We start from the raw sequence: 23,124 nt of genomic DNA on the forward strand, positions 1-23,124 counted from the left end.
GCATTATGAGTGTAATGTGATATTACGATCATAATTCAACCGTCGACCGCAGGCAAGACCTCTTATATTTGGAGCCTTCACAATGAACCAGAATTCAGGAAAGACAGCTGTTGTGACCGGCGCCTCTTCAGGCATTGGCCGTGCCAGCGCCGAGATTTTGGCACGCGCCGGCTTCACGGTCTTCGGCACCAGCCGCAAGGCATCCAACCAGAGCTCGAACGGTGTATCGATGCTGGCTTGCGACGTGACCGACGACGCGTCTGTCGCGTCCCTGGTCTCGACTGTCCTTAGCAAGACCGGCCGGATAGACCTCTTGGTCAACAATGCCGGTATCGGCCTGCTGGGCGGCGCGGAAGAGTCCTCGGTCTCGCAGTCGCAGGCCCTGTTCGACGTCAACCTGTTTGGCGTCATGCGGATGACCCACGCGGTGCTGCCGGTGATGCGGCGGCTGGGCGAGGGGCGTATCGTCAATATCGGCTCGATCCTGGGGGTGGTCCCGGCGCCGTACTCGGCCCATTATTCAGCAGTCAAGCACGCGCTTGAAGGCTATTCGGAATCGCTCGACCATGAGGTTCGCGCTTTCAACATACGCGTTTCGGTCATCGAACCGGCATTCGTGCGCACCGTGTTCGACCAGAACGGATTCGAGCCCGATTCCGTCATGAAGGAATATGATGAGGCGCGGGCCGGCTTCCAGGCACTGCTTCGCGAGGTGATGCCCAAGGCCGATCTGCCTGATGTGGTGGCGAAGGTGGTTCTCAAGGCCGCGACCGACCGGCATCCGCGGCGGCGCTACACCGCCGGCAAGGCAGCGCGGCAGGTAAGCATGCTGCGCCGGTTCGCGCCGGCAGCCATGTTCGACAAAATCTTGCGCAAGCAATTTCGCCTGCCCGTCTGAACGAAGCCGCGGATATTTAGAAAGCGACCATGATGAAAGCCTTTGTTGTCGACAAGTATCAAAAGAAGGGCGCCATGCGGCTCGCCGAGATGCCGGAACCCGAGTTGCGGGACACTGATGTCCTGGTCGAAATTCACGCCGCCGGGGTGAACCTTCTCGATTCCAAGCTTCGGGACGGGGAGTTCAAGCCGATATTGCCCTATCGCCCGCCGTTCATCCTGGGCCATGACGTGGCGGGGATCGTCGTGCGGGCCGGATCGAAAGTCCGCAAATTCAAGCCCGGTGACGAAGTCTATGCGCGGTCGCGCGACGGGCGGATCGGCACGTTCGCCGAATCCATCGCTATCGATGAAGCCGACGTGGCGCTGAAGCCAAAAAACCTCAGCATGGAGGAAGCCGCCTCGATCCCGCTGGTGGGCCTGACCGCCTGGCAGGTGCTGGTCGAGACAGCCGGGCTGAAGACAGGCCAGAAGGTGTTTATCCAGGCCGGCTCGGGCGGAGTGGGGACCTTCGCCATCCAGCTGGCGAAGCATCTCGGCGCGACCGTCGCGACAACGGCGAGCGCGGCGAATGCCGATCTGGTGAAAGGTCTCGGAGCCGATATCGTCATCGACTACAAGAAAGACGATTTCGAGAAGATCCTGCAAGGCTACGACGTCGTCCTGAACAGCCAGGACGCCAAAACGCTCGAAAAATCGCTGCATGTGCTGAAGCCGGGCGGGAAACTCATCTCCATTTCCGGCCCGCCGGATCCCGCATTTGCCAGCAAGCAGGGGCTGAACATGGTGCTGAAGCTGGTCCTGCGCCTGCTGAGCCGCGGCATACGCGGCAAGGCCAGACGCGCCGGTGTCGGATATTCTTTCCTGTTCATGTGGGCGCAGGGCGATCAGCTGGGCAAGATCACCTCGCTCATCGAATCCGGCTTCATACGCCCCGTCATCGATCGGATTTTTCCGTTCGAGAAGACCAACGAGGCATTGGCCTATGTCGAAGCGGGGCGTGCCAAGGGCAAGGTTGTCGTCAAGGTCAGGTAGGGAGAGTGTTCGGCGGAAGACCGTTGCTTTAGCCCGCCGCCACCGTCTCGATCTCCTGGAGATAAAACACCTTGCTCGGCTGCAAATGGTCGACGCAGAGCTGCGCCAGCACCCAATTGTCCCGGCGCTTGAGCGCCTCGATCATCATCGCGTGGTGCTGGCGCGAGACGTCGAGCTTTTCCCGATCTGCCAACGAATTGGCCCGCACCGGCAGGCTGAGCCGCATGTAATGCTCGATCGAGGAGACGAGATAGGCGTTGCCGCAGGCCGAGAACATTGTGAGATGGAAACGGTCATTGGCCTCGTGGATGCCTCTGAGATAGCCATTGTCGACATGGCCGCTGTAGGTGCGGTGGATGTCAGTCAATTGCGCGATCAGTTCGTCGCTGACCGGCAAGGGGATCATCAGTGCAGCCTGGCGCTGCAGCATTTCGCGCACCTCGTAGATCTGGCGCACCTCCTCGGGCGAGAGCCGGCGCACCATGGCGCCCTTGTTGCGCTCGCGCGTGACGATGCCGAGTTTTTCCAGCTGGTAGAGCGCCTGGCGGATGGTGTGGCGTGAAACCGGGAAGCGGGCGAGCAGCACATCCTCGACCAGGCGCGTGCCGGGCGCCAGCCGGCCGAAGATGATGTCCTCCTCGAGTGCGTGCACCGTGTCGGCTTCCTTGCCGCCATAGTCGAAGCTGTTGAGCATCGCGAATCCCTGTTAGCCCGGGCCAACGTCTGTTGGCCCAGGCCAACGTCCGTTGGTCCGCACTCTAGCCTTCGCGCACAAGGCTGGCCACAAGCTGGTCGAGGCGCGGATCGTCGAGGCTGACGATGCCGGACATCTGCAGCGCCTGCCTCTGGCTGATCCTGCCGACCTCCTGGCGCATGATGACCTTTACGCTAACTGGCCCCGTCCCGGTCAGGACGAAGGCGCTGCCGATCAGGACCGGCTCCGAGAACGGTGCCCATTGCACGGCCACGATCGACGGCTCGCCGGTCTGGCGGCGGTTGATGCCGGCGAAATAGATCCAGTTCAGCCGCGAGATCGCCACGCCATAGTGCCAGCCCGGCGCCCGCGCTCCGCCCTGGCGATGGCCTTCGGCCCAACGGGTCACGCGCCTGAAAGTCACCTGCTCGGCCCCGCGCCGCACGAAGGTGACCGACCGCATCAGAAGGTCGGGGCGGCCCGGAACCGCGAAGTAGGTGAAGTAGGTCCCGCCGGCGATGGCGGGAGCCGGGCCGCGCACCATGTTCTCGTAGAGCGTCTGGTGGATCGGCGACAGCAACGGGTGCTCGGGTGCGGCGGCTTCCAGCGCGCGGTACAATTCATCCTCGTCGATGCGGAAATAGGCGCAGATCAGCTTCGCCGTCGCCCGGTTGGGCACGCTCTTGCCTTGCAGATAGCGCTCGAACTGCGTGCGGTTCATGTTCAATCCGCGACATACGGCGCTCACCGACGCATGGCCGGAGACCAGCCGTCGCAGATTCGCGGCAAGATTCTTGCGGATTGGCACGACACGCCCCTCGACAGCCGTTCGGACCGTTGTTCAGCAATTGCTTATATTCAGCAATCTCGCACATAGCGCCGATTCGGCGAATGGGACCTTTGGCCAATGCACATGGGATTCTTGGTCGATCCCGATCGGATACTGTCGCCACCGCAGCCAGCCGTCCCGAGGCGGGGAATTGTACGTTTCTTACATATTGCCTATGCAAGTCATGCGAATGGGCGTAATTTAGCACGAAGAGCGACCTGTATCGGCCTCTCGACATCGAATGATGGAGAGTGCTTTGGACCATGCAGAGCTGATCGATCTTCTCGACTATACTCACGCTCAATTGAGCAAGATCCGCCAGGCGGTCGCAGCAAGCGATCACGCCGGCACCATGTTCGCCATCGATTGCCTGATCGGCGCTGCGGCCGAGCAGACCAGGTGCAAGCTTGCTGGCCTGGAGCATGCCGGCATGCCGGTTGGCAGGGATGGGCCGGTTGGCAGGGATGGGCCGGTTGGCAGGGATGGGCCGGTTGGCAGGGATGGGCCGGTTGGCAGGGATGGGCCCGCCGGCGGAAGCGGCACTGTTGCCCACTTCCCAGCAAGGGCGGCCAAGCCGGACGCGGGCAAGGCAGCGACGCGCGTGCGGCGCCTGCCTTGAACCTTTTCGCCAGACCGCGCGGCTGGTGGTCATGGAGCCAAGCGAGGAGATCCGGCGCGGCGCAAGTGCCGTGGTTTCGGATGCCGGGACGTTCGGCGAGAATGCTGACGCCTGATATCCCAGCCGGAGACGATCTCGCCGATCAGCCTGGCATGATCTCGCCGATCAGCCTGGCATATTCGGCTTCGGGTTCGCCGTAACTGCCATTGGCGAGTTCCAGCAGCCCGTCGCGGTCGCGAATGACGATCTCGCCACGGCGCGAGCGGATCAGCGCGCGGCCTTCCAGCAATTGCAGGGCGACGGTGACGCCAGGCCGCCGCACGCCAAGCATGATGGAAAGGAATTCGTGCGTGATGGCGAGGCTTTCGCCGGGCACCCGGTCGTCGCACATCAGCAGCCAGCGTGCCAGCCGCTCCTCGAGTTTCAGCCTTGCATTGACCAGAGCGGTGCAGCCGGCCTGGGTGTGTAGCGTGTTGACGAAGCGCAGCAGGAACAGGCGCAAGGTCGGGCTTGCCGCGAGGGCCGCGTTGAACGGGGCGGCATCGATGCGGATGGCCTCGCCCTCGAGCTGCACGAAACAGGCATGCGCGGCACGATCGTCGCCCATCACCAGGGCGGACCCGGTCATGCCCTCGAAGCCGATGAAGCCCACCTCCGCCTCTTGGCCGCTTGCCGTGCTGGCAACCACCGAACCAATGCCCTGTTCGAGAAAATAGACCGCCTCGATCGGAACATTGGGCGTGACAAGCATCATGCGCAGCGGCAATTCGCAACGCTACATATGCGGCTCCAGCAATGCGAGATCATCCGCGCTCATGTGCAGCAGCAACTGGTTTCGGTATTGATGGTTTCGGTCGAGATCGGATTTAGCCATGGCGCGGCCCAATACAGGGCAAGAGCCATCCGATCTCCCAGCCGTCCGCGCCCGTATCAACGTGCCGACGATTGTATAGATATGGGGACTCGGGACCAAGAAACCTAGGAATGCGGTCTGGAATTCGATGCACGGCGTCCCCTCTCACCGTCCGCATACGAGAAGATCGACCACAGCGTTGGAGGAACAGCGGCGAAAATACGCCGGCTAACTATGAAGCAAGTCGATTGCGGACCTTTGACGCCCGCTCAAGGACGGCAATCTGCCTGTCTGTCTCTACTTGTGCCACTTGCATCAGCGTATCGATCTCGATCATCGCCTCAACATGGCGCGCATCGATGACCGCCTTTCGCGCGAGGCTCAGGAATCCCCTGACGATCCGCAGGGTGTCGACAACGCTGGGTTGGTCCGGCACGGGCAGCCCTCCTTTGGGCTACAACCCTGAAGCAGTGGCAACGTTCCCCATGGCGAATTGACTCGCCATTTTTGTACGGAAGCGTACACTGGCTTGTCGTCCGCCTTTTAGGGCATACGGACGCTTGGTAGCCAACTCAGGTGCTCCCGCCATCGACGCGGAGGCTGAAATGGCACTAGACCATTCAGAAAAAAGGGTAACGGCCCTGGACTGCGAGATACTTCGCGGCGCCTTCCGGAAATCGGTCGTGGAAAATCGCATCACCGAACGCGAATGGCGCATGCACGCCCAAGTGCTGGCGCGCGAATTGACCGAGCTCGACGAGATCGATCCGGACATTGTGGAGTGGATCGTGCGCAAGTAGGCCTTTGCCGGCTTTCGGTCCGCGCGGCGTCAGTCGGCGTCGATGGTTTTTCGTGGAGCCTTGCGGACAGCGGTCTTGGGCTTGGCGGGTCCGGTTGAGGCCGAGGCGTCGGAAGAGAGCCGCTGCGCTCGCAGCCGGGCTGTCTTGGCTTCACGCGCCTGACGTTCCCCAGCGATGATCGATTGAGCCTCGCGTGTCGCGCGCTCAATCCGGTTTTTGTCTTGCGGCAGTCGAGCCAAGGGATTCTCCTTCGATGGCAGCCAAAATGCGCGCCAAAGGAAAATGTTCCGACAGGGATGGGATCGAGGGCGAAGACTTCATCGGGGAACCGGCGATCGACAGGGAAGTTGTGGCAAGCTCCTCCAACCCTTCGAAAGCAGCTTCATGGAAAAAACGTTCAACCGCATGGCCGGCGCGGTCGCTCATGCCACCGGCAGGCCGACGGACCGTCATGCAAGGGTTCCGTCCCTGCACGAAAAAGCACGAGCGGCGGAGAGATTCGTTCCGACGATCCGGTTTTCAATATCGGGGCCTTTTATCGGAAACGACGACCAATCTCCCTCCAACATTCTGGCACCGCTTGCAGACGAGCTTCGATACCAGCCGCCTTTCGGTGTTGAAATCGTAGTGGGTGCCGTAGATCTCGATGAGGCCATCGAGATCCAGCGAACGCAAATGACCGCAGCGCGCACTGCAGCAATACATGCTGAGGCCCATGCCTTGTTCCCGAAGTTCGCCAAGGTTCTTCGGCTGCGCAATCGGCAGAACAATACCTGCCGGCTCCACCGGATGCGCAACCGCCACCAGGACAGGCTTTCTTATCTCTGCACGGTCAATGTTGCCGATCGCATGAACTGCCTTGTCTTCAGCGACCCCTATGAGGGAATCGATCTCTTCCATGGCGTCGATATGCCCGCGGACAAACAAAGCCCGTCGCAGCACATGCAACGCATCTCTCGTTTCGCAAAGTGTCGTGCGCAGGGTAAGGGGCATTTCGCGCTCACTCCTTCATGTAGCTGTCGGGAAGACAATCGGCTTCGACCGCCGCCGCAATGAAAGCCCGGTGGACATCCCTTTTGCTGCAGCATCCCACCCGTTCCCCCACCAAGGCGGCAAGCGCAGCAAAAACTTGAGGCCATTGGGCGGCCAGTCGTCTGCCAAGGCATCGGCCATTTGGGGACGTGTACAAAGCACCGAAATGGTGCCGTCACTTCGCTCGATGGGAATTCCGGAAAACATGTTTGGCCGGTTGACGGTCACTGCATAGCTCCCGCTTGGGCGGGAGAATGTTAAGCGCTCTCAAGCACCAGCGCCCGTGCAAAAGCTGATGACATCTCGACTAAGCACTTAAACAAGGCGCCGTCTATTAACTATGGCGCATCGGTCGAATAATATTAAATTTTTATAGACTTCGAGGTTTACTTGGTGAAAACCGTACGGTTCCGACATTTCTTTGGTTAGTATTGGTACCAAACCGACAATCTGGGCGGCGCGGGCAATTCGCATTAAATGCGTGAAGCGAGCCGGGTCAGCCCTACGCGCATGCGCTGGCTATCGGCAAAGGACCGGGCGTAGGATTCCACATCAAACGTGCTCAAGTGCGCGTTGCCGTTGATGACGACCCGAACGCGCCATTCGCCCATGGTCTCGGTGACTTCGACGCCATCTGGAATAAGATTTGGCGACATAATGTTTGGTTGTTCTGCTTCAGCCATGACTTTCCTCCCGAAAGGGCGAAAGCACCTGATTTGGCTCCCAAGCGTCCGTGTGCCGTGGACGGCGGACGACTTGAGAATTGTACGCTTCCGACAATCCATTAGCCAGTCAATTCAGACTCCAAACCGACCTCTCCCAAAAGCCTGGCATATTCAGCTTCCGGTACCCCATATCCGCCACGCGCCAGCGCAATCAGCCCAGGCCGGTCCAGGATGACAACCTCACCTCGGCGCGATCGGATCAGAGCGAGACCTTCCAGTTCCTGCAGGGCGATGGTGACGCCTGGCCGTCTGACGCCAAGCATCGTGGCGAGGAATTCGTGGGTAATGGAAAACCGCACGCCCACCACGCGGTCGTCGCACATCAGCAACCACCGAGCCAGGCGACCTGCCAACTTCAGCCGCGCGTTGACAAGTGCGGTATACCCGGTCTGGATCTGCAGGGAATTGACGAAGCGCAACAGGAACAATCGCAATGTAGGGCTGGTCGTCAGAGCCGCGTCGAAGCTGCTTGCGTCGATGCGCATTGCTTCGCCTTCGAGTTGCACGAAGCAGGCTTGCGGCGAGCGGTTGTCGGCCATCACCAGCGAATATCCAGCCATTCCCTCAAAGCCGATGAACCCGATCTCCGCCTCGCGGCCGCCTGACGTGCGCGCGACCACCGACGCAATTCCGTGCTCGATGAAGTAGACGGCTGCAATCGGCACGCCGGGCGTCACAAGAGGCATTCTCAACGGCAGAGCTATCCGGTGCAGACCGGGCTCAAGCAGCGCAAGGTCCTGCTCGCTCATCTTGCGCAACAGTTCATTTCGGAATCTTGGCTGAGCGGAGGTTTCGTCAGTAAGTGCCTGGCCGGTGACCGTCGATTTTGGAATTTCGTAATTCAAAGCGCAGCTCCCGCAGGGGCGGGAGTACGATAGACACTCTCAAGCGCCAGCGCCCGTTCAGTGGCTAGCGACAGGAGAATTGTACGCTTTCGACATTCCGATAGCGAGTCATTCCGTTCCGGGACGGTAGCATAGCCAAGGAAAACCCAAGCGGACCTGCAGCTGGATGCGCTGCTGACTTACAACTCTTCTGTGGAGGTTGTGGCGACGAATTGGCGGAGTGCTCCACCGCATCAGCTTGAGGGAAGCGCAATGCTCCGCCGCCACCTGGATCAACAGTCTCGGCAGAGGATGGTTCCGTGATTGCGGGGTCGATCGCCCACAAGACAGGCTGTTGTGAAGATGAAGACAGGCGATCGACCTCGCCCAGCCATTCGGCGTAGCTGGAGTTCATGGCGGCATGCAATTCCGCGGACTTGTCCATGCCGCCCTGGAACAGCTCCATGACGCGGCGGCCAAGCCGCTCCCGCGCCGCGTGACCGGCACCAATGCCGGCCTGGCGACAATACTCGTCGAGCACTTTGGCCAGGATCGAAAGCTGATTTGAGTCCGCCGAACCGTGTGGCATCATCGCGTTTTTCCCATCGGTGGGGCGAAAGCGCGAACGACTCTTTCAAGCGCCAGCGCCCATTCAACGGCCGGCGACAGAGCAACTGTACGCTTCCGACAATCGGTTAGCGAGTCCCGCGAACTGTTCGGAAACGTACCAAGCGACCTCCTTCATTGTTCGGCCACCGACGGATTTTCCGGACCAGCCCGAACACGACGAGGAGCGACCCTTCGGACGCGTAAGGCGCAGCCCGTCCCATCGATGCGAGACCAGCAAGTACCATTTTGGCAAATGCCGTCCTGTCTTGCCGTGCACACCCGGGCACGCCCGGGCGGAACCGCACGCTTCCAGAAGGGTTTATTTGTGAAGCGAGGATTGCATCATGGTGGTCAGTATCGAACAGGCGATGGCGGACGCGATCCTGGCAATCCGGATGTTGCGGAAATCCATCGCCGACCATGGCCATCTCGAGGCGATGATCGATTTCGACAGGGTGATGGCCAATGCTGTCGAAGAAGCCGAGAAGCAACTGACCAGGCTGCAGGCCTCCGGACCATCCTGACTTTCGCCGGGAGGAGCTGCCGGGTGAAAAGGCCTGCGCATCGCTGTCATAGCGCGCCGCGAGATGTATACCCTTTGGACATGTAGCTGAATGAAGGGCTTCCTTCGCCCGCCCCGAATCGAAGTCGCGCGACCTAGAGCGTTTCACCGTTTCCCGGAAACGGTGAAACGCTCTAACTCTTTGTTTTGACGCAATTCCGAACGGAAAACCGTTTCACACTTTTCCTGGAATTGCTCTAAGCTGGCTTCGGCCAGAACAGCCAGAGCAACACAAGCGCCGCCAGTATCCAGACCGCGACCATGAACGCCAGCCCTGCCTTGCTTACCGGCTTGGCGCGGCGTGTCGCTTCGTCTCGGAACTCTTGCATGAGATCGGCTGGCACCAGCTTGACGGCAAGCATGATGCCGAGCGGCACAATGATGAGATCGTCCAGATAGCCGATGATCGGAATGAAGTCCGGTATCAGGTCGATAGGGCTTAGAGCGTAGGCCGCGACCGCGCCAGCAGCGGCCTTTGCATACCATGGAACGCGCGGATCACGCGCGGCAAGCCAGAGTGCCACGACATCGCGCTTGATATTGCCCGCCCATTGCTTCGCAGAATCGAGAACCGACATGCCGTTATATACGGAAGCCCCGTCGAAAGGGCGAGGCCGCCATGCCTGCTTGCTCGCGGAGCTTTTGCTCACGAGCGGACCGAGCCATGTTCGAAGTTAGCCCAGCTTCACCTTCGGTTCGCGCGCCCAGAAGCGCAGGTCGCCGAGCCTGGTGAGGAAGCCCGCGACATCCCTGGCGGATGCAAGCGGGATCACCGCCTCATCCTCGGTGACGCCGGCCTTGTCCAGCAGGGGTGCCGCCGCCTCGACAAAGCCGATGAATTTGCAATGCGCGAAGGCGTCGGCGACGAAGTCGCGGGCGGTGGATTCCTTCAGCAGGTCGGCCATTGCGGGCTTCGCCGGCAACAGCGCGACCGCGTCGTATAGAACCGACGGTGCGCCTGCGATCATCTGCTGCGCGTCGATCCAGCTGCCGTCGCTCGCCTTGGCCCCGCCGACCTTCGGCGCGATGATCTCGAACTTCGCGCCTGCCTTTGTCAGTCCCTGCTTCAGCGCATTGAGCAAAGCGGCGTCCGTGCCGTCGGTCACCAGGATGCCGAGCCTGCGGCCCTCGAAACGGCCGGGGCCGTTCTTGAGGATGCTGAGCGCATCCGACGCAGGGAGATCCCGGCGCGTCGGCACCGCCGCATCGGCAGGCTTCGGCATCGCCTTCAAGCCGAGCGCATCCGCCACCTTGCGAGCCAATTCATCATCGATGTTGAGAAGGTGGGAAACGATGCGCTCGCGAATAACAGGCGTTTGCACCTTGCTCAGCTCGAAGGTCAGTGCGGCGGCGATATGGCCTTGCTCCACGGGGGCCTGGCTGATGTAGAACTGGCGCGCCTGGCTGTAGTGATCGGCAAAGGTTTCCGACCGCAAACGCGCCTTCGGCCCGGCTTCGACTTCGGCAAAGGAGCGGAACCCCTTGGACGGGGATTCACGCGGGCCTTCATCCCATGAGTTCGGCTGGTAGTTGGCGCGGCCGACAGGGTTGCGCATCGCCATGTGCCCATCCTGCTGGAAATTGTGGAAGGGGCATTTCGGCGCGTTGATCGGCAGATGGGTGAAGTTGGTGCTGCCCAGCCGTTTGATCTGCGTGTCGAGATAGGAGAAATTCCGGCCCTGCAACAGCGGATCGTTGGAGAAGTCGACGCCGGGCGGCACGTTCTGCGTCATGAACGCCACCTGCTCGGTCTCGGCGAAGAAATTGCCGGGCATGCGATCGAGCACCAGGCGGCCGACCGCGATCGGCGGCAGCACCTCCTCGGGAATGAGTTTGGTCGGATCGAGGATGTCGAAGTCGAAACTGTCGGCGAAGGCCTGGTCGAACAGCTGCAGCTGCAGTTCCCATTCCGGGAAATTGCCGGCGTGGATCGCGTCCCACAGGTCGCGGCGATGGAAGTCGGGGTCGGCGCCGTTGATCTTGACCGCCTCGTTCCAGGCGACGGACTGGAGGCCGAGCTTCGGCTTCCAGAGGAATTTGACGAAGGTCGATTCATCCTTGGCGTTGAGCAGCCGGAAGGTGTGGACGCCGAACCCTTCCATGAAGCGCAGCGAGCGCGGGATGGCCCTGTCCGACATCGCCCACATGATCATGTGCATGCTTTCAGGCGTGAGCGAAATGAAATCCCAGAAATTGTCATGCGCGGTCTGCGCCTGCGGGAAGTCGCTGTTGGGCTCGGCCTTGGCGGCATGGATCAGGTCGGGAAACTTGATCGCATCCTGGATGAAGAACACCGGCATGTTGTTGCCGACAATGTCCCAATTGCCTTCCTGCGTGTAGAGTTTTACGGCGAAGCCGCGCACGTCGCGGGCAAGGTCGGCGGAGCCCTTGTTGCCGGCAACGGTGGAGAAGCGCACGAAAGCCGGCGTCTTTTCGCCGGCGCGCTGGAAGATGTCGGCACGCGTGTATTTGGCCAGCGATTCATAGGTTTCGAAATAGCCGTGGGCGCCATAGCCGCGCGCATGGACGACGCGCTCGGGAATGCGCTCATGATCGAAATGGAAGATCTTTTCGCGGAAGTGGAAGTCTTCGAGCACCGTCGGGCCACGGACACCGATCTTCAGCGAGTTCTGGTCGTCGGCGACAGGGCCGCCCTGCGCGGTGGTCAGCACCGGCGTCGAACCGGAGGCGGTCTGGTGCAGTTCGCCGCCTTCGCCGCGCTGCAATTTCTGATCGTGGATGGTCGCGGCCGTCCCCGCCAATTTGGATGCTTGCTTCGCCATGACTGAAAATCCCTGGGGTCAATGCGCGGGCTGCGCTGGTTCCTCAATCTCTGGGATGGCAATGCGTTCCCTGCCGTTTTCAAATCCGCAAATGAAGAAGGCCGCCGGTTCGCACGGCGGCCTCCAATTGTCTTAAAGAGCGAAGAACCCTCAGAGGTTCTTGTTGATCGCGGCGGCGGTCTTGTTGGTCGCGTCCTTGACGGCGGCCTTCGTGTCGCCGACAGCCTTCTGGACCTTGCCCTTGGCTTCCTGTGCCGCGCCTTCGGCGCGCAGGCGGTCATTGCCGACGGCCTTGCCGACGCCTTCCTTGGCCTTGCCGACGGCCTGATTGGCGAGACCCGAGGCTTTGTCGCTGGTGCTTCCCATGGGATTTCCTTTCGCGGATTGTTTGCGGAGATCAACGTCGCTTTGTTTGGAAAGTTCCGCTCCTCGCAGGGAGGGCGCCAAACGAAAAGGCCCGCCACCGACGCGAATCGTGACGGGCCTTCTGGAGTAGGCCGGGCGTCCCACCGCCCGGCCGTTTGCAAAACCTGTCAGCGGGATGATCGTTCCATCACAACAGGAAACCCCGCCACCCAGGGGGCGAGGCTTTCGGGCCTAACGGATCGTTCAAATCTTCCTCACGCGAGGTCGCAAGACCTCGCATATGTCTCAAGCCTCAGATCTTCGACAGGCCTTCGATTCAGACGCAAACCGAGGTGCAGGTATCCGCGGTGACCGCCGAGAGTTTCTCACGCTTCAAAAGCGTCGGCTTGGCGTAGGTTTTCTTCATGGCCTAATCCCCCGTGTAAAAAATCAGCCTGGGCAAGGATTCGAAGGGGTGCAGACAGCGGTTATGGCCGACAGCCTGTCACGTTTCACCAAAAGCGGCTTCTGATAGGTCTTTTTCATGCAATCCCCCATTGCTTGGCAATGACTGAGGAACGCGTGCACCTGGCCATTGTCAAGCCGCTGCTAAAATAAGGCTCTGCGTCTCCAATCGGTCAAAAGGTGTCGCGGACCTAGCCGGCCGGGCCGCCCGAGACCGCTTCCTGTGCCGTCACCGCCGACAGCTTCCGCCGCTTGACGAGTGTCGGCTTGTCATAGGGCTTTCGCATCGAGTCCTCCTCCCGTTCGAATGGTCGAGGGTCTTTGTATGCAGGATCATTGTCAAGCGGGCAGGCAGGACGGCGCAAATGCGCGCGCGGACGCGTCTCTCTGCACTCCCGCTCTGAGATCGCCGAAGCCGACATCGGACAAGAGCCGCGTCGCGGTTGCCGTCGCCGCCGGGGCAGCGGCAGCGGTTACTGCTGCTGCAGGCCGGTGATCATGGCAATGATCTCGTTCTTGTCGGTCTTGTCGGTTTCGCGCACACCGATCTGCTTGCCGCGCCTGAGAACACAGATGCGGTCGGAGAGCTTGAACACCTGGTCGAGACTGTGGCTGATGATCAGGATGCCGACATTGCGCTGCTTCAGCGACTGGACGATCGCTTCCACCCTGGCTGTTTCGGCGACGCCGAGCGCCGCCGTCGGCTCATCCAGCAGGATCAGCTTGCTCGCCCAATGCGTGGCGCGCGCGATCGCGACGCCCTGGCGCTGGCCGCCGGAGAGGTCGCGGATGGTGGCGTGGGCGGAGGGGATGCGCACATCCAGCTCCTTCACCAGCTTTTCGGTCTCGTCGATCATCCGGCGGCGATCGAGCAGACCGAAGCGGTTCAGCGGCTCGCGGCCGAGAAACATGTTCATGTAGACGGTTTGCTGGTCGGCGAGCGCGAGGTCCTGGTAGACGACCTCGATGCCATGCGCGCGACCCATGGTGGCGTTCGACATCGTCACCGGTTTGCCTTCGATGGTGATCGTGCCGGACGACGGCGGGTGCACCCCGGAGACGATCTTGATCAGCGTTGACTTGCCGGCGCCGTTGTCGCCGACAAGGGCGACGATCTCGCCCGGAAAGACCTCGAGCGAGAAGTTCTCGATCGCGGTGATGCCGCCGAAATTCTTGCGGATGTCCTGCAGTTGCAGAATGGGCGCGCTTGCGTTCATCACTCTCTCCTGGATCTGCCTGTTGGAGCATGATCTTTTTCCGAAAACCGGTTCCCACTTTTCGGGATCATGCTTTAAACCGGCCAGGCATAGGGTTCGCCGAAGCCGTTCTCGATCGTTTCCACGGTGGGATTGCCCTTCGAAATGCCAGAGACGCCGACGATATGGGCGCGGGTGACGAAGGCCTGGCCGCGGAAGCCGAACACCGCGCTGTCGCCGGGTTTGGGCGCGCTCGCGCCGCCGGCGTCGATCATGGCGTAGTAGTCGATCGCCGAAGGCGGCGGCACCTCGACGCTGCGCAGCGCGGCGGCTGCCGCGGTCGGCTCCGACGAGACGATCGCCCTCACGTCATAGTCGGGGAAGATCGGGTCGATGTAGAAGCCGCCGCCGAAGCAATAGGCCTTGCCGCCCGACAGATGCGAAACCTCGGTGAGGTAGAGCACCGCCGGCAGTTCCGGCAAGTCCTCCATCACATGCAGGGCGGTGGTCCCGTGCAGCCCGTTGCCCGGCTCGCACTGCGTGGCGCCGGCCTCGGCCAGTGCCGACAGCATGACGCTGGAGGTGGTGCCCGGGGCGTTGATCTCGATCCCCGTGCGGCCCGCCTTGGCCAGCGCCTCGGCCGCCCTGGCCAGCGTCGCCAGGTTGGGCGTCGGCAGCACTTTTCGCGCGGCATGGTCGAAGAGCAGGGCAGGGAAAGTGGTGATGCCGGCGAAACGGCCGCCGGCAAGCGCATCGAGCCTTTCGCCGACATCAACGATGTCGGCTGCATCGAAGCCGCCCTCATGGCCGCGGTAGAAGATGTCGCCCTCGGCGGCGATGCGGGCGAGCAGATCCTGGACATAGGAGGCCGCTTTCGCGCCCGCTGCCGCTTCCTCGGCCTTGGTGTCGTTGAAGACGGTCCAGTAGTCTGGCCTGAAGGTTTTTGCTGCCGCCCCAGCCTCGAATTTGGCGATCTGCTGCAGGTGGCCGAGGTGGCCGAGCTTCATGCCGGCCTTGTGCGTGGCGCGCGCGCAGGCCATGTCGACGGCGACCGCCCGGTCGATGCCGCCGCGCATCACCGCCCTGCAGAACGAGCTCGAGCGCCCGACCTGCTTGGTCATGGCGAAGATCTTCAGGCCGTTGCGGGTTGCCTCGTCCTTGAGGGTTCTCGCATTGGCCTCGACCGTATCGAGATCGAGCACATAGGCATTGGCCGGCAGCTTGCCTTGCTGATGAAGTGCAATGGCGGCTTCGATGAAAGCGGGGTTGCGGCGGCGCAGAACGTCGAGAAACATGGATCAATTCCTTCAGCGGGATTTTTCGCGCAACGACACGGCGACGGCGGTCAGGATGATCAGGCCACGCACGATCATCTGGTCGGAGACCGAGAGGCCCATCAGGATCAAGCCATTGTTCAGCATGCCCATCATCAGCGAGCCGACGAGGGCGCCGACGACCGAGCCCTTGCCGCCATTGAGCAGCGTGCCGCCGACGATGACAGCGGCGATCACGGTCATCAGATCGGTTTCGCCCAGCGTGTATTTCGCTGCCTGCAGGCGGCCTGCGTAGAGCAGGCCGGCAAGTCCGGCGAGCCCGCCACTGATCGTCAGCACGGCCAGCCTGATCCTGGGCACGCTGATGCCCGACACGCTCGCGGCACGGCCGTTGTCGCCGGTCGCCAGAATATGCGCACCGAAGCGGGTCTCGCGGTAGACGACATGGCCGATCGCGACGGCGATGACCGTCCACCAGATCAGCGACGGCACGCCGAGCAGCGAACCGGAGCCGAAAAAGCCGGTGAAGGCCTCGTTGGTGACGGAGATCGAACGCAGGTCGGTCATCGAACGGGAAACGCCGGCGAACAGGCCCATCGTCGCCAGCGTCACCAGAAACGACGGCAGCCTGACATAGGCGACCAGGATGCCGTTGATCAGGCCGATCAGCAGTCCGGCTCCAAGGCCGACGACGATGCCCGCCGCCATGCCGTAGGTGCCGATGGTGACCGCGGCGGCGAGGGCGGCCACCGCCACGATCGAACCGATCGAAAGGTCGATCTCGCCAGACGACATGACGAAGACCAGTCCGATGGCCATGATGGTCACCGGCGCTGTCTGCAGCACAATGTTCGACAGGTTGCGAACGGTGAGAAAGCCGCTGTCCCTCAGCACGATGGCGAAGAAGAGAAAGATCGCCAGAAAGCCGAGATAGACGACATATTGCTGCAGATTGAAGCGGCTGGCGAAGCTGCCACCGGCACTGATGTTGGCGTTGGACATTGTCATCCTCCGATGGCGGGCGCTTCGCCTTTGGGCTCTAGAGCGGTTCACCGTTTCACGGATCGGCGAACCGCTCTAACTCTTTGTTTTGACACAATTCCTGTGGGAAGTCCGTTCACACTTTTCCTGGAATTGCTCTAGGTCGTGCGTGTCGTTTTCCCAAAACCGCTGCGCGTTTTTGGGCGACATGCACCAGGCTACTTCATGGCGTCCGCGATGGCCGCCGGCACATCCCGGTTGAGCGACTTCTTCCAGCCTTCCTTGACCGTGTCCCTGGTGACGGCGATGGAATCGACCGCGTAGAAGGGGTCGGCCTTCTTGCCGACCAGGGATCCGGCCGAGGCGCGGGCCAGCGTCACGCCGATCGAGTAGGCCTCGTCGGCCACCAGTGCGGTGATGTTGCCACCCTTGACCATGTCGAGCGCTGCCGGTTCATTGAGGTCCAGCGTGACGATCTTGGTGTGGCTGTTGCCGGCGGAACGGAGCGCGGAGAGCACGCTGAGCGCCGGTTCGGCCCAGGTCACATAGATGCCGTCGAGGTCGGGGTGCTGGGTGATCATCGCCTGGGCGATGTCCTCGCTGCGCGCCGGGTCGGCCATGCCGGCCTCGGCAGTGATCTTCATATCCGGATAATCCTGCTCGATGGTCTTCTTGAAGGCCCGGTCGCGCTGGTTGGTGACGTAAAAATCGGCGTCGTGGAAGATGTAACCGACCTTGCCCTTCTTGCCGAGCGCCTCGGCCATGGCGATGCCGGCCTTGTTGCCCATCTGGAACAGGTCGTCGGAAACGATGGTGACGTAGTCCGTGCCTTGCTTGTAGCCGGCCGGGCAATTGTCGACGAAGCCGAGCTTCACGCCGGCCTGGCGGGCCGGGTCATAGACGGAAGCCGCGGTCGCCGGGTCGACCGGCAGCGACAGGATGATCGATGGCTTCTTGGCCATCACCGTCTCGACATCCGACTTCTGGCGGGCGGCGTCGAAACCAGCGTCGGTCTGAGCCACCACCTCGATGCCCAGCCGCTTGAACTCGTCGCGCGCGCCGGCGTTGACGGCGTTGGTGTATTCGCTCGTCTCGTGCCAGACGAGCGCCGCGGTGAACTTGCCGTCCTTGATTTGCTGTTCCTCGGCCGGAGTCAGCGTCAGTGTGCTTGCCGGCACCGGCTTTTCGCCATTCGGTCCTGATGTGACGCCTTCGGCGGCGAGGGCGTGGACGCTCAACAGCGTCGCCAGTGCGGTCACAATGCCCAGAGTTTTGCGCATGCCATTTTCCCCTTTTGTTGTGTGGCGGAAAGCTCCAGCGCGGCGAGCCGCGCCGGAGCGAGGGCCTTACTTGGCGGCGTCGAGCACCGCCTGCGGTGCGTCGCGGTTGAGCGAATCCTTCCAGCCCTGGCCGACATTGTCCTTGGTCACGGTCAGCGCCGGAGCGACGACAAAAGCCGGCGTCTGCTGGCCGAGCAGCGACTTCATGCCGGCGGCGGCCATGGCGCGGCCGAGCTCATAGGCCTTGTCGGCAACGAGTGCCGCGACATTGCCGCCCTTGACCATGTCGAGCGCCACCGGCTCGGCGAGGTCGAGCGTGACAATCCTGGTCTTGGTGTTGCCGGCGCCGCGCAGCGCCGAAAGCACGCCGTCGGCGGGTTCGGCCCAGGTCACGTAGATGCCGTCGAGATCGGGATGCTGCAGCAGCATGGCGTTCGCCAGTTCCTCGGCGCGGGCCGGGTCGGAGATGCCCTGTTCGGCGACGATCTTGATGTCGGGATAATCCTTCTCGATGGTGGTCTTGAAGGCCTGGTCGCGCTGGTTGGTCACGTAGTAGGTGGCGTCGTGGAAGATGTAGCCCACCTTGCCCTTGCCGCCGATGGCCTTGGCCATCGCGTCGGCGGCCTGCTTGCCCATCTGGAACAGGTCGTCGGTGACGATGGAGGCGTAGTCGGTGCCTTGCTTGTAGCCCTTGGGCAGGTTGGACAGGAACACCAGCTTGGTGCCGTCCTTGACCGCCTGGCGGAAGGCTTCGGCCGAGGTCACCGGATCGAGCGGCAGCGACAGGATGACGTTCGGCTTGGCGGCCAGTGCCGTCTCGATGTCGCTGCGCTGGCGGGCGGCGTCGAACTGGGCGTCCGTCTTCACGGCGATGGTGATGCCGGCGCGCGCGAACTCATCGGTGGCGCCCGCGGTCACCGCGTTGGTGAAGTCGGACGAGGTGTGCCACAAGAGCGCTGCCTTGTAGCCCTTGTCCTTGAGCGCCGCGATATCGGCATCGGTCAGCGTCACGCTCGAGCTCGGCGTGGCGGTTTCACCCTGCGGGCCGACCGTCTGCGCCCATGCCGCGTTGGCGGCGAACATCAGGCCGCCGGCGAAGGCGGCGGTAAGCATCTTCTTCATCAGCATGTCAGTTCTCCCATTTTTGCTTCGTTGGTGATTCAATCGGCCACGCCGCAATAGCGGGCCATGAAGGCGGCAAAGCCGACGATGCCGGCGAGGTATTCCTCGACATCGACGTGCTCCTCGAAAGTGTGGCAATTCCTGATGTCACCGGGCGCGCAATAGACCGCCGGAATGCCGAGCCGGTTGACGAAGAACGGGGATTCCGACCAGAAGGGCGCGCCCTCGATGACGCCGCGCCCGCTCATTGCGCCGGCCATCGCGTCGGACAGCATGGCGACGTCGGCCCGCGTTTCGTCGATCTCGGCGGCCGTGCCGCCAAGCGGATGGTCGCGACCGGCCGGATAGGCGAATTCGACGGTGATTTCCGGATCGCCGATCGCCCCGCGCACGACCGCTTCGATTTCGGCGGCCGCCGTGTCGAGCGACTCGCCCGGCAACAGCTTGCGGATGAGCGACAGCGAGCAGCGCTCCGGCACGGCGATATAGCCGCCGCCGGCGAGGCCGGTGATGAGCAGGAAGCCGCGCCCGACGAGCTTGTGCTCGGCGCGGGCAGCGACCTCGTCCGAATGCTTCCACAGGGCCGTCATCGCGGCATGACTGGCCCGCAAGGCATCCTTGCCGAGTTCAGGCACGCCGAAATAGGCCGATTTGCCCGTGATGGTGATATCGGCGATGAAGAAGCCGATCTGCGCGGCGTAGACGGCAAGACGGGTCGGCTCGACATAGACGGCAAAATCAGGTGCCGTGACCTCGCCGGCCTCGATGCGGCCGACGAAATGCCTGATGCCGGCCGACACTCCGGTTCCGGGCTGGCCGCTCTCTTCATCGCCGACGAAAGCGAAGGCTACATCGCCCTTGAGGCGGATGCCGGCCCGGTCGAGCAGCGACAATGCCGCAAGCGAGGCGGTGATGCCCGCCTTGAGGTCGCCGGAGCCACGCCCCCAGACGGCGCCGTCGACGATGGGGGCTGCGAACGGGTCCTCGCGTTCGGTGCCTTGCCAATGCTCGCGCCAGCCATCGACATGAACGGTGTCGGTATGGCCGATGAACAGCAGGCGCTTGCCCTGGCCCGCTCCCTTGTGCTCGCCCCATATGTTCGGCCGGCCAGGGAGGAACTCCGTCCTGTTGACGCCGCTCAGGCCAAGCTCGCGCATTTTTTCTTCGAGAAAGGCAACGAAATTCGCTTCGTTGCCAGTGATGCTCTCGCGGCCGATGGCGCCGCGGAAAAGTGTCAGCGCCTGGTCGCGGTCGAGGGCTGCCCGCAGGCGGGTAATGATGTCGTCGATCATAGCGCGGCCTCCTTCAAGGCGGCCGCCTGGCCCGGCGGCAGCGAGATACGGCCATCCGGCGCGTCGACGCCGAACAAGGTGTTGTGCAACTGGCCAAGGCCGATCGCCGCCGCACCGATGAGTGCCGCCCGCGAACCGAGCTCGCTCGCCTCGATCGTGACCGGGTAGGGAAAGCACAGCGGCAGCAGGGCCTGGACCCTCGACAGGATTTCCGGCCGCAGACCGATCGAGCCGCCCAGAATGACCTTTTCCGGATTGGCGATCGCCGCGATGGCGGCGACGCCTTGCGCCAGATGGCGGGCGGTTTCGTCGAGCACGGCAAGGGCGTCCTTGTCGCCCTGGGCAGCGTTTTCGAAGATGGTCGGCACAGTGACATGCCTGCCGGTCAGGGACTGGTAGCGCTCGGTCATCGCGTGCGTGGCCACCGCCCGCTCGAACGCACCAGTGCGCCGTGATTCCTCGGCGAAAGGATCGGCGCCGATCGGCATGAAGCCGATCTCGCCGGCCGCATGCGTGGCGCCCCGCACCAGATGGCCGCCCAGCATCAGCCCGCTACCGACGCCGGTGCCGAGCGCGATATAGGCGAGATTGTCGATGCCCTGGCCCTGGCCGAGCCAGTTCTCGCCAAGCACGGCCAGATTGACGTCGTTTTCGATCATTACGGCGACGCCGAGCGCTTTCTCGAAGGCATCGAGCACATTCATCGTATCGAAGCCGGCGATGTTCGGCGCCAGCAGGATGCGTCCGGTCGCCGGATCCGGGGCACCCGGTGCGCCGATCACGGCGAGGCGTATTTTCTTGCGGGAAACGCGCTGCTTGGCCGCGGCCTGGAAGGCAAGGGCTGCAATCTGGTCGACGACGAACTGGCCGCCACGCGGATCGGTCGGCGTCGCGGCTTCGGCGAAGATCTGGCAGGTCAGGTCGGTCAGCGCGACGCGCACCTTGGTGCCGCCGAGATCGACCGCGATGATGTAGGCGGCGTCGTGGACGAGTTCGTAGGTGACGGCGGTGCGCCCGACATGGCCGCTGGTGCGGCCGGTCTCCTGGACCCAGCCTTCCAGCTCCAAACCGCGCACGATTTCCGAGATCGTCTGCTTCGACAGGCCGGTCAGCTTGGAGATGGAGGCACGCGAGATCGGACCGCCTTGAACGATCGCCTCCATGACGGAGCGCTGCGAGAACTGGCGAGAGATGCGTGGCAGGTCACTCACGTCAAACCTCAATTAATTCGTTCTATGACCGAACTTATTAATCGAAATCGCATCTGTCAATCGAGTTGTTTCGATATCGATGCGGTGTGAGGCGCGATGGTATCGCCAAGCCCGGGCGTGCTCGTTTGCCAGGGCGCGGGGACGGCCGCCGAATGATCGGCCTGTTGAAATCTGGTCTAGCAGGCTGTTGAAGAAGTACTGGCGCGGTTGATTTGAGCGTGATTCACTTCTCCCCGGATGATTTGGGGATTTGTGGATGCGCGGCTTAGACGAACGGACAGGTTCTCTGTTTTCGTATGTCGACCTTGAGGCGCGGGTTCGCCGAGACCATCCGTTGCGGGTGATACGGGAGATCGTTAACGCGGCTCTTGTCGCGATGGATGGCGATTTTGCGGTGCTTTATCCGCCCGGGCTCGGCCGTCCGTCGATCGCACCGGAACGTTTGCTGCGTGCGATGCTGCTGCAGGCCTTCTACGGCATTCGCTCGGAGCGCCAGTTGATGGAGCGGATGGAGTTCGATCTCCTGTTTCGCTGGTTCGTGGGGCTTGGCGTTGACGATCCGGCCTGGGATCATTCGAGCTTCACCAAGAACCGGGATCGGCTGTTGGAAGGTGAGATCGCGGCAAAGTTTCTGCGCGCTGTGCTGGCGCAGCCAAAGGTGAAGCGGCTTTTGTCGTCGGATCACTTCTCGGTGGACGGGACGCTGATCGAGGCCTGGGCTTCGATCAAGAGTTTCCGCCGCAAGGACGGAGACGACAACGGTCCAGATGGAGCGGAGCGCAATGCCGAGCGCGGCTTTCATAAGGAGAAGCGCTCCAACGACACACACCAGAGCACGAGCGACCCGCAGGCGCGGCTCTACAAGAAGGGCGACGGGCAGCCGGCGAAGCTCTGCTACATGGGGCATGCGCTGATGGAGAACCGCCATGGGCTGGCGGTCGATGGCGGCATCACCCAGGCCACGGGCACGAGCGAGCGTGATGCCGCGCTCGCCATGTTGGACCGCAGACCGTCGCGGCGGCGCATCACACTGGGTGCCGACAAGGCCTATGACGTGCGCGCTTTCATCAGGGATCTGCGCGAGCGCAAGATCACGCCGCACATCGCCATCGACGGCCATCTGAGCAAAACCGGCAAGCCTCGCGTGACGGCGATCGATGGTCGCACGCGCTCCCATGCCGGCTATGCGGTCAGCCAGCGCTGCCGCAAGCGGATCGAAGAAGTGTTTGGCTGGATCAAGGCCTCGGCGGGTATGGCCAAGGTCAAGCTGCGAGGATGCGCCCGTGTGGGCGCGGCCTTCACCTTGAACCTGGCGGCCTACAATCTGATCCGCTTGCCCAAGCTGCTGGCAGCGCCGGTATGAGCCTCACCGGCCGCTGGCGGATTGTCGCGATGCCCGACTATGTCGAGGACTATCGCGACATGATGGAGCCCGCCTACATTGAGTTCGCGGCCGATGGCTCCGGGGAATTCGCCTTCGGCTGCGTCACCGGGCAGATCATCGGCGCGGGCGACGGCAACGATGTCGCCTTCTCCTGGCAAGGCAATGACGAAATGGACGAAGCCCAGGGCAATGGCTGGGCTGAAATCCAACCAGACGGCTCCATCAACGGACAAATCTGCTTCCATGGCGGCGACGAAGCTGACTTCGTCGCTCGCAAGTGCACTTCTTCAACAGCCTGCTAGAGCATTTCAC

General features: G+C 62.4%; 27 protein-coding genes and 1 pseudogene. 6 read left to right on the plus strand and 22 right to left on the minus strand.

Annotation, left to right across the window (positions count from 1 at the left end; translation table 11 throughout):
- Positions 1 to 82 precede the first annotated feature (82 nt).
- Positions 83 to 898, plus strand: coding sequence for an oxidoreductase (locus DBIPINDM_RS29155; RefSeq protein WP_258582434.1), 816 nt, complete (start codon positions 83 to 85; stop codon positions 896 to 898).
- A 32-nt stretch (positions 899 to 930) separates the two neighbouring features.
- Positions 931 to 1,932 carry an NADP-dependent oxidoreductase gene (locus DBIPINDM_RS29160; RefSeq protein ID WP_258589372.1) on the plus strand — a complete coding sequence of 334 codons (1,002 nt, stop codon included), beginning with the start codon at positions 931 to 933 and terminating at the stop codon, positions 1,930 to 1,932.
- A 28-nt stretch (positions 1,933 to 1,960) separates the two neighbouring features.
- Here the strand turns inward: DBIPINDM_RS29160 and DBIPINDM_RS29165 are convergent, their stop codons facing one another.
- A complete protein-coding gene (locus DBIPINDM_RS29165; protein WP_258582435.1) occupies positions 1,961 to 2,626 on the minus strand; it encodes a GntR family transcriptional regulator in 666 nt (221 codons plus the stop codon).
- Positions 2,627 to 2,690: 64 nt separating this feature from the next.
- A complete protein-coding gene (locus DBIPINDM_RS29170) occupies positions 2,691 to 3,434 on the minus strand; it encodes a helix-turn-helix domain-containing protein (protein WP_258582436.1) in 744 nt (247 codons plus the stop codon).
- 277 nt (positions 3,435 to 3,711) lie between these two features.
- On the opposite strand from DBIPINDM_RS29170, the gene DBIPINDM_RS43275 reads away from it, so the two are divergent.
- The gene (locus DBIPINDM_RS43275; RefSeq protein WP_263013270.1) at positions 3,712 to 4,074 is read left to right on the plus strand and encodes a hypothetical protein; all 363 of its coding nucleotides are present in this window, start codon (positions 3,712 to 3,714) and stop codon (positions 4,072 to 4,074) included.
- A gap of 142 nt (positions 4,075 to 4,216) precedes the next feature.
- On the opposite strand, the pseudogene DBIPINDM_RS29180 reads toward DBIPINDM_RS43275, so the two are convergent.
- The 8 genes and pseudogenes from DBIPINDM_RS29180 to DBIPINDM_RS29215 form a co-directional block, all read right to left on the minus strand.
- Positions 4,217 to 4,948, minus strand: a pseudogene (locus DBIPINDM_RS29180) (Crp/Fnr family transcriptional regulator).
- Positions 4,949 to 5,159: 211 nt separating this feature from the next.
- Complete coding sequence (locus DBIPINDM_RS29185; RefSeq protein ID WP_258582437.1) at positions 5,160 to 5,363, minus strand: hypothetical protein; 204 nt, start codon at positions 5,361 to 5,363, stop codon at positions 5,160 to 5,162.
- Positions 5,364 to 5,756: 393 nt separating this feature from the next.
- Positions 5,757 to 5,966, minus strand: coding sequence for a hypothetical protein (locus DBIPINDM_RS29190; RefSeq protein ID WP_258582438.1), 210 nt, complete (start codon positions 5,964 to 5,966; stop codon positions 5,757 to 5,759).
- Positions 5,932 to 6,180: a hypothetical protein gene (locus DBIPINDM_RS29195; RefSeq protein ID WP_258582439.1), complete on the minus strand. Its 249-nt coding sequence runs from the start codon at positions 6,178 to 6,180 to the stop codon at positions 5,932 to 5,934. The genes DBIPINDM_RS29190 and DBIPINDM_RS29195 overlap by 35 nt, the downstream gene beginning before the upstream one ends.
- A 66-nt stretch (positions 6,181 to 6,246) precedes the next feature.
- Complete coding sequence (locus DBIPINDM_RS29200) at positions 6,247 to 6,720, minus strand: hypothetical protein (protein ID WP_258582440.1); 474 nt, start codon at positions 6,718 to 6,720, stop codon at positions 6,247 to 6,249.
- Between the two features lie 512 nt (positions 6,721 to 7,232).
- The gene (locus DBIPINDM_RS29205) at positions 7,233 to 7,442 is read right to left on the minus strand and encodes a hypothetical protein (RefSeq protein WP_258582441.1); all 210 of its coding nucleotides are present in this window, start codon (positions 7,440 to 7,442) and stop codon (positions 7,233 to 7,235) included.
- Between the two features lie 101 nt (positions 7,443 to 7,543).
- Positions 7,544 to 8,233 carry a Crp/Fnr family transcriptional regulator gene (locus DBIPINDM_RS29210; protein WP_258589373.1) on the minus strand — a complete coding sequence of 230 codons (690 nt, stop codon included), beginning with the start codon at positions 8,231 to 8,233 and terminating at the stop codon, positions 7,544 to 7,546.
- 160 nt (positions 8,234 to 8,393) lie between these two features.
- Positions 8,394 to 8,900, minus strand: coding sequence for a hypothetical protein (locus tag DBIPINDM_RS29215; RefSeq protein WP_258582442.1), 507 nt, complete (start codon positions 8,898 to 8,900; stop codon positions 8,394 to 8,396).
- A gap of 361 nt (positions 8,901 to 9,261) precedes the next feature.
- On the opposite strand from DBIPINDM_RS29215, the gene DBIPINDM_RS29220 reads away from it, so the two are divergent.
- Positions 9,262 to 9,441, plus strand: coding sequence for a hypothetical protein (locus DBIPINDM_RS29220; RefSeq protein ID WP_258582443.1), 180 nt, complete (start codon positions 9,262 to 9,264; stop codon positions 9,439 to 9,441).
- A gap of 235 nt (positions 9,442 to 9,676) precedes the next feature.
- On the opposite strand, the gene DBIPINDM_RS29225 is transcribed toward DBIPINDM_RS29220, so the two are convergent.
- From DBIPINDM_RS29225 to DBIPINDM_RS29280, 12 genes are all read right to left on the minus strand, one after another.
- Positions 9,677 to 10,057, minus strand: a complete 381-nt coding sequence (locus DBIPINDM_RS29225; RefSeq protein ID WP_258582444.1) for a YkvA family protein — start codon at positions 10,055 to 10,057, stop codon at positions 9,677 to 9,679.
- Between the two features lie 96 nt (positions 10,058 to 10,153).
- Positions 10,154 to 12,262, minus strand: coding sequence for a catalase (locus tag DBIPINDM_RS29230; RefSeq protein ID WP_258582445.1), 2,109 nt, complete (start codon positions 12,260 to 12,262; stop codon positions 10,154 to 10,156).
- Positions 12,263 to 12,412: 150 nt separating this feature from the next.
- Positions 12,413 to 12,628 (minus strand): CsbD family protein, encoded by a 216-nt coding sequence (locus DBIPINDM_RS29235; protein WP_258582446.1) that lies wholly within the window; start codon positions 12,626 to 12,628, stop codon positions 12,413 to 12,415.
- Positions 12,629 to 12,944: 316 nt separating this feature from the next.
- On the minus strand, positions 12,945 to 13,034 hold the full coding sequence (locus DBIPINDM_RS29240) for a putative RiPP precursor (RefSeq protein WP_258582447.1): 90 nt from the start codon (positions 13,032 to 13,034) through the stop codon (positions 12,945 to 12,947).
- 229 nt (positions 13,035 to 13,263) lie between these two features.
- Positions 13,264 to 13,359, minus strand: coding sequence for a putative RiPP precursor (locus tag DBIPINDM_RS29245; RefSeq protein ID WP_258582448.1), 96 nt, complete (start codon positions 13,357 to 13,359; stop codon positions 13,264 to 13,266).
- Between the two features lie 186 nt (positions 13,360 to 13,545).
- Entirely contained in the window at positions 13,546 to 14,289 is a 744-nt protein-coding gene (locus DBIPINDM_RS29250) for an ATP-binding cassette domain-containing protein (protein ID WP_258582449.1), read from the minus strand.
- 74 nt (positions 14,290 to 14,363) lie between these two features.
- Entirely contained in the window at positions 14,364 to 15,563 is a 1,200-nt protein-coding gene (locus DBIPINDM_RS29255) for an alanine racemase (RefSeq protein ID WP_258582450.1), read from the minus strand.
- 12 nt (positions 15,564 to 15,575) lie between these two features.
- A complete protein-coding gene (locus DBIPINDM_RS29260) occupies positions 15,576 to 16,544 on the minus strand; it encodes an ABC transporter permease (RefSeq protein ID WP_258582451.1) in 969 nt (322 codons plus the stop codon).
- A 197-nt stretch (positions 16,545 to 16,741) separates the two neighbouring features.
- Positions 16,742 to 17,803 (minus strand): substrate-binding domain-containing protein, encoded by a 1,062-nt coding sequence (locus tag DBIPINDM_RS29265; RefSeq protein ID WP_258582452.1) that lies wholly within the window; start codon positions 17,801 to 17,803, stop codon positions 16,742 to 16,744.
- Positions 17,804 to 17,869: 66 nt separating this feature from the next.
- Positions 17,870 to 18,931: a substrate-binding domain-containing protein gene (locus tag DBIPINDM_RS29270; RefSeq protein WP_258582453.1), complete on the minus strand. Its 1,062-nt coding sequence runs from the start codon at positions 18,929 to 18,931 to the stop codon at positions 17,870 to 17,872.
- A 32-nt stretch (positions 18,932 to 18,963) separates the two neighbouring features.
- Complete coding sequence (locus DBIPINDM_RS29275; protein WP_258582454.1) at positions 18,964 to 20,217, minus strand: M20 family metallopeptidase; 1,254 nt, start codon at positions 20,215 to 20,217, stop codon at positions 18,964 to 18,966.
- A complete protein-coding gene (locus DBIPINDM_RS29280; RefSeq protein WP_258582455.1) occupies positions 20,214 to 21,428 on the minus strand; it encodes an ROK family transcriptional regulator in 1,215 nt (404 codons plus the stop codon). Before DBIPINDM_RS29280 ends, DBIPINDM_RS29275 begins: the two co-directional genes overlap by 4 nt.
- Before the next feature lie 256 nt (positions 21,429 to 21,684).
- On the opposite strand from DBIPINDM_RS29280, the gene DBIPINDM_RS29285 reads away from it, so the two are divergent.
- Both DBIPINDM_RS29285 and DBIPINDM_RS29290 read left to right on the plus strand, forming a co-directional pair.
- Positions 21,685 to 22,791 (plus strand): IS5 family transposase, encoded by a 1,107-nt coding sequence (locus DBIPINDM_RS29285; protein ID WP_258582456.1) that lies wholly within the window; start codon positions 21,685 to 21,687, stop codon positions 22,789 to 22,791.
- On the plus strand, positions 22,788 to 23,114 hold the full coding sequence (locus tag DBIPINDM_RS29290) for a hypothetical protein (protein WP_258582457.1): 327 nt from the start codon (positions 22,788 to 22,790) through the stop codon (positions 23,112 to 23,114). Before DBIPINDM_RS29285 ends, DBIPINDM_RS29290 begins: the two co-directional genes overlap by 4 nt.
- Positions 23,115 to 23,124 lie beyond the last annotated feature (10 nt).

Origin of the sequence: Mesorhizobium sp. AR02, assembly GCF_024746835.1 — a bacterium.
In the GTDB taxonomy this organism is placed as follows: domain Bacteria; phylum Pseudomonadota; class Alphaproteobacteria; order Rhizobiales; family Rhizobiaceae; genus Mesorhizobium.